The sequence below is a fragment of the Oceanicaulis sp. LC35 genome (genome assembly GCF_052055585.1).
In the GTDB taxonomy this organism is placed as follows: domain Bacteria; phylum Pseudomonadota; class Alphaproteobacteria; order Caulobacterales; family Maricaulaceae; genus Oceanicaulis.
In genome coordinates this window covers 2,402,549-2,417,306 of record NZ_CP170485.1, presented here as the reverse complement: position 1 = coordinate 2,417,306, position 14,758 = coordinate 2,402,549, and the positions used below count along the sequence as shown (strand labels likewise).

The window sequence follows — 14,758 nt, the reverse complement described above, 5'->3', positions numbered from 1 at the left end:
ATACTCTTCATGAGCACAGAGACCGCACCCACCGCCGCCGAACTCGCAGCCCTGCTGTCCTCCCGCGTCTGTCATGACATTGCGGGACCGACCAGCGCCATGGGCGCGGCCCTGTCCGTTCTGGACGATGATAGCGCACAGGATATGCGTGATGACGCCATTGCGCTGCTGCGCACCGGCGCCAAGCAGATCCGGGCCAAGCTCGAATATGCGCGCGTGTGCTTTGGCGCAGCGGGATCGCGCGGGGGTGAAGTGGCCCTGTCTGAAATCAAGTCTCTCGCTGAGCCTATGTTTGAGGATTCCCGGCCTGATCTGGTCTGGCCTTCGGAAGGCGGCGCCATCAGCAAGACGGCGGCGCGCGTGCTGTTGAACCTGATCTGGATCGGTGTGGACAGCCTGCCGCGCGGCGGCGAAGTTGTTATCGAGGCGAGCGCCAGCGCGGATGGTGGTGCGCGGCTTCGCGTCGCAGCCAAGGGTGTGCGCCTGCGTCTGGACGAAGCCTATCAGAAAGCCATTCGCGGCGAACGCCCCGAGGATGGTTATGACGGCCGCTCCGTGCAGCCTTACTATGCCGGGTTGATCGCGCGTGAGAGCGGCGGCCGGGCGGAAGCGCGACTGGATGGCGACCGGGTTGAGCTGGCCGCTCTGATTGGTCCTGAAGGCAGCCAAATAAAGGCCGCTGAATAATCCCTTACATCTTTTGACAGAATGCGCAGGTTCCCAACCTTGCGTTAACTCTGCCCGTGACAGTCTTGGTGACAAAGCCGCTTTGTAACACCGGGGCTGACCATGGATGAATTGATCGGCGAGTTCCTCGCAGAGACGTCGGAGAGCCTCGACGTCATTGACGTTGAGCTTGTTAAGTTTGAAGCGGATCCGACGGATCGCGCCACGCTGGATAACATTTTCCGGCTTCTTCATACGATTAAGGGGACTTGCGGGTTCCTCGGCCTGGAGCGGCTGGAAGCGATCGCCCATGCGGGTGAAACGCTTCTGGGCAAGTTCCGGGATGGCGACATGGTCGCGGACTCCAATGCGGTGACCGTGGTTCTCAAATCCCTCGACCGGATCAAGGAAATCACCAATGGTCTCGAGCAGACCGGGGTGGAGCCGTCAGGCGATGACCGCGATCTGATTGACCGTCTGGAATCCCTGTCCATGGGCAAGGGCGACCCGGAAGCGGGCGCTGCGCCTGCTGCTGCGGCTCCTGCGCCCGAGCCTGAAGTGATCCCCGAGCCGGAACCCGAGCCCGAGCCTGAGCCCGTTGTTGAGGCCTCGACCGGGTACGACGCGGATCTGGGACGCGAGCTGCGCCCCGGCGAAGTGTCCCTCGCGGACCTGGAAGCGGCGTTCCTGTCCACGCCTGGTCCTGAATTCGAAGCGGAGGCGGAAGCTGAAGCGGCGCAGGATCATGACGCGGATCAGGACGATGATCACGACATGGACCATGTCCACGCCGAAGCGCCGGTGAAAGCCGAAGCGGCTCCTGCGGCGGCATCAGCGCCCAAGGCGGCGAAGGCCCCCGCCAATGATGATGGCGGCCAGCAACAGGCTCATCGTTCCCAGGCGACCATCCGCGTGAACGTGGATACGCTTGAAAACCTGATGACCACGGTGTCCGAGCTGGTGCTGGCGCGGAACCAGCTGCACCAGATCGTTCGCGATTCCGATGACTCTGCGCTGAAAACCCCGCTGCAACGTCTGTCTTCCGTGACGGCGGAGCTGCAGGACGGCGTGATGAAGACGCGCATGCAGCCGGTCGGCGACGCCTGGCGCAAGCTGCCGCGTATCGTGCGCGATGTCAGTCAGGAACTGGGCAAGAAGATCCGCCTGGTTCAGGACGGTGAAGACACCGAACTGGACCGTCAGGTTCTGGAGCTGATCCGCGATCCGCTCACCCATATGATCCGCAACTCTTGCGATCACGGTCTTGAGACGCCTGAAGAGCGCGTCGCGGCCGGCAAGAGCGAAATGGGCACCGTGAAACTGTCCGCCTATCACGAAGGCGGCGCCATCATCATGAAGATCATTGATGACGGCCGGGGCCTGAACGCCGAGAAGATCCGCGCCAAGGTTGTTGAGAAAGGCCTCGCAACCGAAGCCGAGCTTGAGAATATGAGCGAAGCGCAGATTCAGCGCTTTATCTTCGCGCCGGGCTTCTCGACGGCGGCGGCGGTCACCAACCTGTCCGGCCGTGGCGTCGGCATGGACGTGGTGCGCACCAATATCGAACAGATTGGCGGTTCCATCGAACTGTTCTCCGAACAGGGCAAAGGCACCACCTTCACCATCAAGATCCCGCTGACGCTGGCGATCGTCTCCGCTCTGATCGTCAAATCGGGCGACGACCGCTTCGCAGCGCCGCAATTGTCGGTGCGTGAGCTGGTGCGTGTGGGCGCTGGCTCCTCGATTGCGGTCGAGACGCTGAACGGCGCCAACATGATCCGCCTGCGCGATCGTTTGCTGCCGGTGATCGCGCTGAGCGAAGTGCTCAATACGGCGGATCATACCTCGGCGGACGATATGACCGGCTATGTGATCGTGCTGGAAGCCGCGGGCCGCAAGATCGGCCTTGTGGTGGACGACGTGCTCGACACCGAGGAAATCGTGGTCAAGCCGCTGTCGGGTCCGCTTCGCGGCATCAATGTCTTCTCCGGCGCGACCATTCTGGGCGACGGTTCGGTGATCATGATCCTCGATCCCAACGGTCTGGCGCAGGAAACCTCCTCCGCCGAGGACGAGGACAAGAGCGATGCCGCAGCCGACGAGGCCGCCGAAGCGCATGGCGCAAACGGCCGTCAGCGGCTTCTGCTGGTCCGCGCCGGGGGCGAAGAGCCCAAGGCGGTTCCGGTCAGCCTCATCACACGTCTGGAAGATTTCGAAGCCAATACCATCGAACAGACCGACGGACGTTACGTGGTCCAGTATCGCGGGCGTCTGCTGCCTCTGGCGCATGCCGGCGGCATGGATCACTTCCCGTCCGAAGGCCGCCAGCCGGTTCTGGTGTTCGCCGAGGATGGCCGTTCTGCGGGCGTCGCGGTGGACGAGATCCTCGACGTGGTGGAAGAGCGACTGGATCTGGAAATGGGATCGGATCGCCCCGGTGTGATCGGCTCCGCCATCATCAAGGGCAAGGCGACCGAAGTGCTCGATATCGCCTGGCACATGCAACGCGCCTGGAATGGCGCGCCGCAACGCAAGGGCAAGTCCGGCACGGGCCGCAATGCGGTGCTGCTGGTCGAGGCGGACGCCTTCTCCCGGCGCATGCTGGCCCCGCTTCTGGCGGCGGCGGGCTATGACGTCACGGTGGCGGGCGGTCTGCATGAAGCCCGCGATGCCGCGACCATGGGCGCGGAATACGATGTGCTCGTCGGCGACCCGGCTGCACTCGCGCGTCTTCAGGAAGAAGGTGTTTACACCAATGTGCCTAGACTGGGCGTCGGTGAGCACGATTACACCCAGTCGACCGAGGGCTTTGTCGCCATCATGCCGGCCGGGGATCGCGGCGGCCTGATTGCGGCGCTGGACCAAGCCGCACGCAGCGCGGCCTAGAGGAGAGCAGGCATGTCTGTTGAAGATAGCTTCGAATACGTCACGGTCCGCATCGGCGACCAGCTGTTTGGCGTCGAAGTTAAGCAGATCCGGGAAGTCTTCTCGCCGCAGGACGTCACGTCCGTCCCGCGCGCGCCAGGAGAAATCGCCGGCCTGTTGAACCTGCGCGGCCGCATCGTGACTGCGGTTGACGCCCGTCATCGGCTGGGGCTGCCGCCCCGCGCGCCGGACGCCAATGTCATGGCGCTCGGCCTTGAAGAAGGCACTGAATTGTTCGGGGTCCTCGTGGACCAGGTGGGCGAAGTCATGCGCCTGAAATCCGATACGCTTGAACCGACACCGGCCCATCTGGATCCGAAATGGCGCGCATTGCTCAAGGGCGTGCATCGTCTGGAGAAGGATCTGTTGGCGGTGTTGGACATCCGCGCCCTGATCGCCTGGCAAGGCGGTCTTGCGGCTTAATTTTGGAGCATGGCTATGAAGACCTGCCTTGTTGTGGATGACAGCCGGGTTATCCGGAAAGTCGCCCGTAAAATCGTTGAAGATCTGGGGTTCGCCTGTGAAGAAGCGGCGGACGGTCAGCAGGCGCTGGACTATTGCAAGAAGAACATGCCCGAGGCTGTGCTTCTGGACTGGAACATGCCGGTCATGAATGGCCTCGACTTCCTGATCAAGCTGCGTGAAGAGCCCGATGGGAAGAAGCCGGTCGTGGTGTTCTGCACCACCGAGAACGATATGGCCCACATCACCCAGGCGCTGCGCGCCGGTGCGGACGAGTATGTCATGAAGCCGTTTGACGGTGACATCATCGAGTCAAAATTCGCCGAAACCGGCCTCGTCTAGATCGGAAGAATGACGTGAGCGCATCTCCTTCACCTGCGGGTCGATCCGGACTGCCCAGCGTGCTGATCATCGACGACAGCGCCGTCGTGCGCGGTCTGGTCTCACGCTGGATCGAGGCCGATTCCCGCCTGCAGGTGGCCGCCACCTGTTCAGACGGCGAAGTCGGGGTGCGCAAGGCGGCCGAGCTTCAGCCGGATGTTGTGGTGCTCGATATCGAGATGCCGCGCATGGATGGCCTGACCGCCCTGCCGCAAATTCTCAAGGCCTGCCCCAAGGCCAAGGTCGTGATGGCGTCCACGCTGACCCTGAAGGGTGGCGAGATCACCATGCGCGCCCTGGCGCTGGGCGCTGCGGACTACGCGCCCAAACCTGAAGCGGGGCGTGTGGCCGGGGCTGAGGCCTACCGCAAGGAATTGCTCGACAAGCTGGTAGCGCTGAGCCCGCGCCCGGCGGGGATTGCACCGCGCCCGGCTGCGGTCAAACCGGCCATGCCGCGCCCGGTTTCGCCGGCGCGCCGTCCTAGCCTGATCGCCATCGGGTCTTCTACGGGCGGCCCCCAGGCGCTGCGCGACGTGATTGGCGCGTTGCCGCGCGACACCAATGTGCCGATCGTCATCACCCAGCACATGCCCAAGCTGTTCACCGCCATTCTGGCTGAACACCTGAGCAAGCTCGGCCTGCCGGCGGCGGAAGCCAAGGAAGGCGAGCCGCTGCGGCCCGGGCGCATCTATCTGGCGCCGGGCGATTTCCACATGACCCTGCGGTCCGCCAATGGCGTGATCACGACCCATCTGGACCAGTCCGCCCCTGTGAATTTCTGCCGCCCTGCCGTGGACCCGCTGTTCAACAGCTGCGCCAAGGTGGCTGGCAATGGCGTGCTGGCGGTCGTTCTGACCGGCATGGGTCATGATGGCCGTGACGGCGCGCGCACCGTTCGTGAGGCTGGCGGTCAGGTGATCGCCCAGGACCAGGCGTCCTCCGTCGTCTGGGGCATGCCCGGCGCTGTCGCCGAGGCGGGCCTCGCAGATCAAATTCTAAGCCTTAAAGACATTGGGCCGGAACTGACCCGGCGCCTGAAAGGACCGCTATGAGCGCTCTTCCTTCAAACAAGTTCGACTTTCTCTGTCAGGATGTTCGCAAGCGTTCGGGCCTGGTTCTGGGCCAGGAGAAGGCTTACCTGATCGACAGCCGTCTGGGGCCGCTGGCCCGCAAGGAAGGGTTTGCGTCCGTTGAAGCTCTGATCGACGCGATGATGCGCGGCGATCATCGCATCTGTGTGGCCGCCAGCGAGGCGCTCGCCACCCATGAGACGTTCTTCTTCCGCGACAAGACGCCGTTTGATCTGTTCGAGAATGTCATTGCGCCGTCCCTGAAGACGTCGCGCATGGGGCGTCAGCTCAAGATCTGGTGCGCCGCAGCCTCTTCGGGGCAAGAGCCGTATTCGCTCGGCATGCTGCTGGATGAAATTCCCGGCCTGAACGCCGACATTCTGGCGACCGATATGAGCGCGCCGGTTCTGGAGAAGGCCAAGGCGGGCATCTACACCCAGTTCGAGGTCCAGCGTGGTCTGCCGATCCAGCGTCTGGTGAAGCATTTCGATCAGGTGGGCGACAGCTGGCGGATCAAGCCTCAGCTTCGTCAGAAGGTCCGTTTTGAACAGGCGAACCTGCTCGATGATTTCGGGCGTTTCGGGAAGATGGATGTCATCTTCTGCCGCAACGTGCTGATCTATTTCGATATTCAGACCAAGGCCAAGATTCTGGACCGTCTGGCGTCACAATTGGCCGATGACGGCTTCCTGCTGCTGGGCGCCGCGGAAACGGTGGTGGGCCTGACCGACAGCCTGCGCCCGGTCAGCGGTCATCGCGGCCTGTACGCCAAGCCGGCCATGGCGGCGAAACTGGCCTCTGCGGCCTGATCCGGTTTTACCAGCGGGCGTGAAGGCCGAAGCCGAGGAAGTGCTCGTCTTCTTCCCAGTCCTCACGCCCCAGGTGAAACTCCCGTTTTTCCCGGACATAGCCGAAGCTCGCATGGGCGCGATCTGAGAGTTTCAACGCGACGCCCACATGGGTGTCGCCGATCACTGTTTCTGACGAGAACGGGGCTACGGTGAATTCTCTCAGGTTGCCTGGGGAAAGCGCATAGCTTTCCCGGCCTGCGCCGCCGACAATCCACCATTGCGGGTCTGAACTGCCGGTGTCAGGCGTGACGCGGACCTGAACGCCCAGTGCGGTCGCAGACCAGCCATCGCCGGATTCCGCCTCCGCGCGCGGGGAAACCGCGAAGCCTTCCATGGCGATGTTGGGCGCGGTCTCGCGAAGAGCGAGGGTCTGGACCGGAGGTGAGACGTCACGGGCCAGAATCGCCGCAGCGACCCGCCGCGATGTCTCTGATATCCGCAAGTCTTGATAGAAATCGGGGTTTCGAAGGTGTGCGGGGTTCACGCGCGGCGTCGGCAAGTCCCGGCCCGTCAGCGACGGGCTGAGATCATGCTGCGGGCTTTCTGACGCCGCACCCGGTGCAAAGGCGGAAAACAGTCCGGCGCCGGCGATCAATGCGGCCAGACTTAGCTCCAGTATGCGACGCCCCGTCATATCCCCCCCGAGATTCTGTTCTTTGGCGGGGATTCATACTCTGTAAAGGATCTCGATCAAGCCGAAACTCTCCTGTCAGGCGCTGCTGCGCCTGTTCGGAAAGAGAAGGGGAGTGGCGAACGCCTATTGAGCGCGGCGGCGCACCTGGCTTGCAATCTCGTCCATTTGCGCTTGCTCGGCCGCCTTGAGCGCATCCTGGATGCGCGACAGGCGGCGCTCTTCGAGCAGCTCATACTTCTTGAGATCGGCGAAAGCCGCTTCCAGCCGACCGCGAAGTTCGTCAGCCTGCGCATCCACCTCGCTCAGGGAGGTGCGCAGCTTGTCCTTGCGCTGGATCACCGAGCGGGCATAGCTGCCATAGGCGAGATAGCCGTCGCGGTTTTCCTCGGCGATCGCCTGCTCTTCAGGAACGCTTTCCTCGAGCCGGTCGATCTGATCGTTGATCGAGGCGCGCGCGCGTTCGATCTCGGCCATCTGTTTTTGAAGTTCTTCAACCTTGAACCGGGCCAGCCGGATCAGCGGTGCGTGTGAACGTGTCGCCATGTCTTATCCCTATCCATCACCCAAAATCCCGGCCAGGTGTGCGAAACTCTCTCCAATGGATGAGGTCTCGTCTTTTCCCTGTCCCAGGAATGCTTCCAGCGGTTCATTGACCGCAATCGCCCGGTCCACCTCCGGGTTCGATCCGCTGGAATAGGCTCCCAGTCGGATCAGCTCCTCCATGTCCGCATAGGCGGCGAGGAGTTTTCGAGCTTCACGCGCGAGCGGCGCCTCTTCGGGCGCATAGACTTCGGGCGCGGAGCGAGAAATCGATTTCAGAACGTCGATCGCAGGGAAACGCCCGCGCTCGGCGATCGAACGGCTCATCACGATATGGCCGTCCAGAATACCGCGGACGGCGTCCGCGATAGGTTCGTTATGGTCATCGCCATCCACCAGAACGGTGAACAGGCCGGTGATCGTACCCGTGCCTTGCGGTCCCGGGCCGGCGCGCTCCAGTAATGCGGGCAGCTCGGCGAAGACCGACGGCGTATAGCCGCGCGTGGTCGGCGGCTCGCCAGCGGCAAGGCCGATCTCGCGCTGGGCGAGGGCGAAGCGGGTGATCGAATCCATCAGGCACAGGACGTTCAGGCCCTGATCGCGGAAATATTCCGCCGTCGCCATGGTGGTGTAGCAGGCCCGGCGCCGCGCCAGAGCGGGGGCGTCCGAGGTTTCGGTGATCACGACAGAGCGTGCGCGGCCTTCCGGGCCCAGCACGTCCTCGACAAATTCGCGAGCCTCACGTCCCCGTTCGCCGATCAGGCCGATGACGATGACATCGGCTTCTGAGCCGCGCGCCAGCATGGACAGAAGCACGGATTTGCCCACGCCAGAGCCGGCGAAGACGCCCAGACGCTGACCCAGCCGCATCGGGGTGAAGACATTCATGGCGCGGACGCCCAGATCCAGGCGCTCGCCCAGACGCTGGCGGCTATGCGCGCTCGGCGGACGGCCCTTGAGGGCGTATTCCACATCCCCTTCAGGCAGGAAGCCCATGGAATCCTGAGGGCGGCAGAAGCTGTCCATCACCCGGCCCAGCCAGGCCTTGTGCGGGCGGATGGCGTCTCCGCGCGGATCGAGCGTCGCGATCGCGCCGGGGCGGACCCCGGTCAGATCGTCATAGGCCATCATCAGGGCGGTCTCGCCCCTGAAGCCGACAACTTCGAAACTGGCTTTGACAGGACCGTCGAGATGAGCGCGTGCGCCAAGGGTCAGCGCCATCGCTGGCCCTTCCGCCTCGACCAGAAGGCCGTTGACCGCTGACACGCGGCCTTTGAACGTTCGGGTCTCCAGATTGGAGATCCGGTCGATCAGGCTATCCACCGCTCTTCTCGCGTTGTTGCGCAGGGCTTTTGCCCGCTTGGAACCCTTGTTTAACCCAAACGCGGTTTCAGCCGCGTAAACGTCGCTGCACGTTCTTCAGTTTATGACGACCACAATAAACTTCCGTAAGCCGGTTTTCTTTTGAGTGCGAATGGCTATGTTCCCCTTCGGCTCGACGGGCTGCAGCCGCCTGACAGCGTGCTCACGCGCCCGGATCCGAGCCTCCGCGCCAGCAAGGGGTGGCCTTCGAACGAAGGTCCAGGGCGCGTCGAGGAACTGAAATCCGGTTTCTCACCTAGATTCACATCGCTGGCGCAAGCGCCGCCGCCGAGTATTCGACGACGAGGGAGCCTTATGTCGCTCAACGCCCAATCTGTGCGCATCGCTGGATCGCGCCCGAAGAAAAAAGCCATTTCGCGTCAAAACAAAGATAATCTGTACGGCCAGATCGAAGAGAGCAAATTTAACCGCTATGTGGTTCACGATCTGCCGCGCTATCGCAAATATCTCGATGAGGGCGGCGCCGAGATCTATTCGGCTGAAGAGCTGGATGAGCTGGAAGCGGCAGGGGTCTCCAATCGCCTGCCGCCGCGCGCCACGGGCTATTATCTCGATCTCGCCAAGCGCTCAGAGGCTGTCAAAAACCTGATCAAGGCGCGTCCTGAAGAGATGGAAGACCTCTCGGGCGAGGCCGATCCGTCAAACCAGCTCCGCTACAGCCCCATTCCGGGCCTGTTGCACAAATACGAGCTGTGCCTTGTGTATGTGGTGCGCACCTGTTCGAGCTGGTGCCGCTATTGCTACCGCTCCGATTTCCTGACCGGCAAGACGGGCAAGGACACCGCCTCCATCCATGAGGTGAAGGACTATATCGAGACCCATAACGCCAAGGTCGAACGCGGCGAGATCACCCATAAGCCCAAAGTGCGTGAAGTGCTGCTGTCGGGCGGTGATCCGATGGTGCTGTCGAACCGCAACCTGTTTGACTATCTCAATGGCCTGGCCGAGGCGGGCGTCGAGGTGATCCGCATCGGCACCAAGGAGATGGCGTTCTATCCCGAGCGCTTTGACGACAATTTCTTCCGCATGCTCGACCTCTTTCATGAGGTGCATCCGCAAGTGCTGGTGGCCTTCATGGTTCACTTCACCCACCCCGACGAGTTCCTGCGTCTGGATGCGCAGGGCGAGTATGTGCGCGATGAGCGCGGTCGTCCGCTGCGCAACCCGCTGGTTGAACAGGCTGCGACCCGTCTGCGCGCGCGTCCTTTCGTGACGCTGGAAAACCAGACGCCGATCATTGACGGGGTCAATGATGATGCGGACGCCCTGCGCCTGATGCAGCAGGAGCTCAAGCGGATGGGCGTGAACAATCACTATTACTTCCAGTGCCGGGAGATCGAGGGCTTCCGCGCCTTCGCCGTGCCGGTGGAAAAAGCCTGGAAGCTGCACGCCGAGAGCCAGCATGGCCTGTCAGGCATCGAGCGCTCTCGTTTCGCCCTGTCCACAGAGGCGGGCAAGATGGAGATGGTCTCGGTCATCGACGGCGACGAGCGTCTGCGGTCTCTGGGCGGGGAGCTGGGCGAGGCCCTGGCGGACGGGCTGGTCGTCTTCCGTCTGCACCGCACGCCCTATTCAGATCGTCAAAGCGACATTGTCATCGCGCGTCGTAATCCCGAGGCCTTGTGGATCAGCGGCTATGAGGATCGCATCCTGTATGATGGCCGTGTGCAGGGTTCGGATGACAAATGGGCGCCGGTTCTGGCCGCGCTTGCCCCGGCGCTGTTGCAGGCAGCGGAGTAGGTTCTGAGGGGCTGAAATCAGGCCCTGAAAACCGCTGCATTTTTCGGAGTTTTCCACGGCTTTGAAAGGCCCCTGCCGGTGAGTCGGCGGGGGCTTTTTTAAGATTCGTGAATTTTTTCAGGCGAAACCAAGCTCATGATTAATATAGCCTTTAATTCGTGATTCGTGCCGCAGGACTCGATTCTGCCGCGGGAGTCAAACAGTCGTTAACTTCCCATAAGGGTTTCTCGCCTCTCATAGCGAATAAGGTTAACGGTTGTGACGTCGCGCGGAGGTGGTGATTCGTGCGTCGGCCATGGGAGGGAACCGATGCGGGTTCTGCTGATCGAAGACGATCGCGCTACAGCGCAGGGTATCGAGCTGATGTTGAAGTCAGAGGGCTTCAACACGTATGTGACGGACCTGGGCGAAGAGGGTGTCGATCTCGGCAAACTCTATGACTACGACATCATTCTTCTGGATCTGAATCTTCCGGACATGCCCGGTTTTGACGTGCTCAAAACCCTGCGCGTGGCCAAGGTCGATACGCCGATCCTGATCCTCTCGGGCAATGCCGACATCGATAACAAGGTGCGCGGTCTGGGCTCGGGCGCTGACGACTACATGACCAAGCCCTTCCACAAGGAAGAGCTGATCGCACGTATCCACGCCGTGGTGCGCCGCTCAAAAGGTCACTCCCAGTCGATCATCAAGACGGGCGATATCGCTGTGAACCTCGACGCCAAGACCGTCGAAGTGAATGGCCAGCGCGTGCATCTGACCGGCAAGGAATATCAGATGCTGGAACTGCTTTCCCTGCGCAAGGGCACGACCCTGACCAAGGAAATGTTCCTCAACCATCTTTATGGCGGCATGGACGAGCCGGAGCTGAAGATCATCGACGTCTTCATCTGCAAGCTGCGCAAGAAGCTCGCTTCGGCCACCGCTGGCGATCACCACATCGAAACGGTCTGGGGTCGTGGGTATGTGCTGCGTGACCCGTCTGACGAGATCAGCGCCGCCAGCGCCTGATCCCGCGACACCTGCAAGATCAGAACCCCCGGAGCTCTGCTCCGGGGGTTTTTCTTTGTGCGAACACGCGCGTGCAGTGCAGCAGGTTTAGCGTCTGCCATCTTGTCTGCGCTGGCTCAGATAAAAGCATATTTTCATTACGCTTGACGATTGATGCATTCGCATATGCAGCACAAAACGAGCGCGCTGCGATATAAATTCTGATGCGGTGCACAATTGGTTATATTGGCATCTTATCAAGTCTGTACTTGCGTAGTCTGCATTGGCTTCACTAACCTGTCCTGGAACGCCTGATCAGAAACTGCGGCAACCAAGCTGCGAGGCGTCGGGGGAGAAGCAATGAAGAAATCCATCAAGTCCGTTGCGCTGGGCGCAACCGCGCTTGCGGCTGGCCTGACAGGACTGGCGCACGCTCAACAGCCGGATGTCATCACCGTGACCGCCCAGAAGCGCGAGCAGACGCTTCAGGAAGTGCCGATCGCGGTGTCCGTCGTTCAGGCCGAGACCATCCAGAACGCACAGATCATTGACGCGATTGATCTGCAATCGGTTGTGCCGGCCCTGCGGGTGAGCCAGCTGGAGCGCAGCTCGAACACGACCTTCATTATTCGCGGCCAGGGCAATGGCGCGAACAATCCGGGCATTGAACCGTCTGTTGCGGTCTATATCGACGGCGTGTTCCGTCCGCGCGCCGGTTCGGTCCTGTCTGACCTGATGGGGATCGAGCGGGTCGAGGTCCTGCGGGGGCCGCAATCCACCCTGTTCGGTAAGAACGCTACCGCCGGCGTGGTCAGCATCATTACCGAAAGCCCGTCCTTTGAATGGGAAGGCACGGGTGAGGTCACGTTCGGCAATTTTGGCGCAAACATTCTCAAGGGCTCCATTTCCGGGCCTTTGAACGAGAATGTGGCGTTTTCCCTGTCGGGCAGCATGAACCAGCGTGACGGGTATTACGAGAACAGCGGCCCGGGCGGTGATTTCAACGATCGCGACCGCTACGCCATTCGCGGCCAGCTCCTGATGCTGCCGTCAGACAATCTCGAGCTGCGGATCATCGCTGACTATGACGAGATCGATGAACAGTGCTGCGGCACCGATCGCGTTACGGACGGCGCGGCAGGACCCGCCATTCGCGGCCTGCTGGGAGGGCAGACCTCGCAGGGCGACTTCGCCTACCGCATCGCGACCGACCTGCCCAACCGCAACCAGATCGAAAATTCCGGGGTCTCTCTGCAGGCCGATTGGCAGCTGAATGACAATCTGACCCTGAGCTCGATCACGGCGCTGCGCCAGTACAATGACTTTGTCGACTATGAGGGCGATTTCACCGACCTCGATATCCTGGGCGAGAACATTCGCGGTCTGGACGTCGACACCTTCACCCAGGAATTCCGCCTGACCGGCGATTGGGGCAACCGGGCCTTCTTCCTGCTCGGCGCGTTCTATTCCGATGAGGACATGACGGTGGAGGATGCGCGCATCTATGGCGCGGACTCCCGCGCCTATGTGGACATCCTCACCGGCGGCGCTCTGGCGATGTTTGAAGCGCCGCTCGGCTTTGCGCCGGGCACCTTCTACGCCGAAGGCGGCGGCACGCGGTTCACGGCCGAACAGACCGACGAGCAGTTCCAGATTTTCGGTCAGGTGGACTTCAATCTGACCGAGCGCCTGATCCTGACGGCGGGCCTGGCCTATTTTGAAACCAACAAGAGCGTGGACTTCACCAATGTCATCCGGACGAACCCGTTCTCGGACCTGAACTTTGTCCAGCTTGGTCTGGGCAGTTTCCTGCAGAGCGCAGGGGTGAACCCCAATGATCCGACGCAAGTGGGGGCGTTTGCCGCTTCCCAGCCGGCGATTTTCAACGCCTTCGTCAACGCGTCGAGCACGTTCAACTCGGTGGCCCTGAGCAATGGCGGCGTGCTGGTGAATGGCGTCGTGGTGGATCCGCAAACGGGCCTGCCGCTGGCCAACCCGCTGCTGGACTTCTTCCAGCTGGGTCTGCAGCCGCTGGGCGCGCTGACCCCGTTCCCGAACTCGGTGGAAGACGGCACGACCAACGATTCAGATTGGCCCTACACCTTGCGTCTGGCCTATGACGCCACGGACCGCACCAATGTGTATGTCTCGTATGCGCGGGGGTTCAAGGCCTCGTCCTGGAACCTGACGCCGGACACCCGTCCCAACACGGCGGACGTCGCCGCGCTGCGCGCGGCGGGTGAGCTGGCTGCGGACAACGCGCTGGGCTTGCCCACGGTCGTGAATACGGCGGAAGCGCTCGGGGTGGCAGGCAACCAGCGCTTCGCGCGTCCGGAAATCACCACCACCCTCGAAGTCGGTTTCAAGACCCGCTTCTCCTGGGGCTCGCTGGATGTGGCGCTGTTTGATCAGACCATCGAGGACTTCCAGTCCTCCATCTTCCAGGGCGCTGGATTCGCGGTGGTCAATGCCGGTGAGCAAACCAGCCGGGGTCTGGAGTTTGACAGCACGATCAACCCGCCCGCCATTCCGGGTCTGACCCTGACTTTGTCGGGCATCTGGATGCAGGCCGAGTATGACAGCTATCCCGGTGCGCCGGTGGTCACCGGCAGCCCCGCGGACCTTGCGGACGGCGTCGCCAACGGCGTGGGTGATCTCAGCGGCGCTGACGTCGCGGGCATTCCCGAGTTCGCCGGTTCCTTCGGCATTCAGTACCGTCGCGATTTCAATGGCGGCGAAGCCTTTGTGCGGGCCGACTACCAGTACGAATCCGAGGTCGAGCTGCTCAACAACCTGCCTGACGACATCACCCGGTCCGTCAGCACCATCAATGCGTCCCTGGGCGTGAACCTCGACAATGGCCTCGAAGCCTTGTTGTGGGCGCGCAATCTCAATGAGGACGAGTATTACACTTCGGGCTTCCCGACGACGCTGCAAGCGGGCTCCTTCTCCGCTTATCCAAACCAGCCTCGGACCTATGGGATCACGCTGCGCAAACAGTTCTAGGATCCTGTGAGGAACCCGTATCTCCCCCCGCCGGGCAACCGGCGGGGGTTTTTTATGGCGTATCGCGCTACCTTTTCAGCTGGCTCATCATATGTGCAAACCGGCCTGTG

Annotated in this window: 12 protein-coding genes; 9 read left to right on the top strand and 3 right to left on the bottom strand. The window is 62.0% G+C overall.

What is annotated here, in order from left to right:
• Nucleotides 1-9 precede the first annotated feature (9 nt).
• The 6 genes from chpT (at nucleotide 10) to ACFELO_RS11565 (ending at nucleotide 6,313) form a co-directional block, all read left to right on the top strand.
• Nucleotides 10-687: a histidine phosphotransferase ChpT gene (gene chpT / locus ACFELO_RS11590; protein ID WP_440957918.1), complete on the top strand. Its 678-nt coding sequence runs from the start codon at nucleotides 10-12 to the stop codon at nucleotides 685-687.
• A 102-nt stretch (nucleotides 688-789) separates the two neighbouring features.
• Nucleotides 790-3,552, top strand: coding sequence for a chemotaxis protein CheW (locus ACFELO_RS11585; RefSeq protein WP_440957917.1), 2,763 nt, complete (start codon nucleotides 790-792; stop codon nucleotides 3,550-3,552).
• Between the two features lie 12 nt (nucleotides 3,553-3,564).
• Complete coding sequence (locus ACFELO_RS11580) at nucleotides 3,565-4,014, top strand: chemotaxis protein CheW (protein WP_440957916.1); 450 nt, start codon at nucleotides 3,565-3,567, stop codon at nucleotides 4,012-4,014.
• A gap of 15 nt (nucleotides 4,015-4,029) precedes the next feature.
• Complete coding sequence (locus ACFELO_RS11575; protein ID WP_009802930.1) at nucleotides 4,030-4,395, top strand: response regulator; 366 nt, start codon at nucleotides 4,030-4,032, stop codon at nucleotides 4,393-4,395.
• A 14-nt stretch (nucleotides 4,396-4,409) separates the two neighbouring features.
• Nucleotides 4,410-5,486 (top strand): protein-glutamate methylesterase/protein-glutamine glutaminase, encoded by a 1,077-nt coding sequence (locus tag ACFELO_RS11570; RefSeq protein WP_440957915.1) that lies wholly within the window; start codon nucleotides 4,410-4,412, stop codon nucleotides 5,484-5,486.
• On the top strand, nucleotides 5,483-6,313 hold the full coding sequence (locus ACFELO_RS11565; protein WP_440957914.1) for a CheR family methyltransferase: 831 nt from the start codon (nucleotides 5,483-5,485) through the stop codon (nucleotides 6,311-6,313). Before ACFELO_RS11570 ends, ACFELO_RS11565 begins: the two co-directional genes overlap by 4 nt.
• A gap of 7 nt (nucleotides 6,314-6,320) precedes the next feature.
• On the opposite strand, the gene ACFELO_RS11560 is transcribed toward ACFELO_RS11565, so the two are convergent.
• The 3 genes from ACFELO_RS11560 to fliI all read right to left on the bottom strand — a co-directional run bounded on the left by ACFELO_RS11560 (nucleotide 6,321) and on the right by fliI (nucleotide 8,852).
• Nucleotides 6,321-6,989, bottom strand: coding sequence for a hypothetical protein (locus ACFELO_RS11560; RefSeq protein WP_440957913.1), 669 nt, complete (start codon nucleotides 6,987-6,989; stop codon nucleotides 6,321-6,323).
• A gap of 123 nt (nucleotides 6,990-7,112) precedes the next feature.
• A complete protein-coding gene (gene fliJ / locus ACFELO_RS11555; protein WP_440957912.1) occupies nucleotides 7,113-7,532 on the bottom strand; it encodes a flagellar export protein FliJ in 420 nt (139 codons plus the stop codon).
• Nucleotides 7,533-7,541: 9 nt separating this feature from the next.
• Nucleotides 7,542-8,852: a flagellar protein export ATPase FliI gene (gene fliI / locus ACFELO_RS11550; RefSeq protein ID WP_440957911.1), complete on the bottom strand. Its 1,311-nt coding sequence runs from the start codon at nucleotides 8,850-8,852 to the stop codon at nucleotides 7,542-7,544.
• 354 nt (nucleotides 8,853-9,206) lie between these two features.
• Between fliI and ACFELO_RS11545 the strand changes: the two genes are divergently transcribed.
• From ACFELO_RS11545 to ACFELO_RS11535, 3 genes are all read left to right on the top strand, one after another.
• Nucleotides 9,207-10,652 (top strand): KamA family radical SAM protein, encoded by a 1,446-nt coding sequence (locus ACFELO_RS11545; protein WP_440957910.1) that lies wholly within the window; start codon nucleotides 9,207-9,209, stop codon nucleotides 10,650-10,652.
• A 309-nt stretch (nucleotides 10,653-10,961) separates the two neighbouring features.
• Nucleotides 10,962-11,663, top strand: coding sequence for a response regulator transcription factor CtrA (ctrA, locus tag ACFELO_RS11540; RefSeq protein WP_306015501.1), 702 nt, complete (start codon nucleotides 10,962-10,964; stop codon nucleotides 11,661-11,663).
• 339 nt (nucleotides 11,664-12,002) lie between these two features.
• Nucleotides 12,003-14,648: a TonB-dependent receptor gene (locus ACFELO_RS11535; RefSeq protein ID WP_440957909.1), complete on the top strand. Its 2,646-nt coding sequence runs from the start codon at nucleotides 12,003-12,005 to the stop codon at nucleotides 14,646-14,648.
• Nucleotides 14,649-14,758 lie beyond the last annotated feature (110 nt).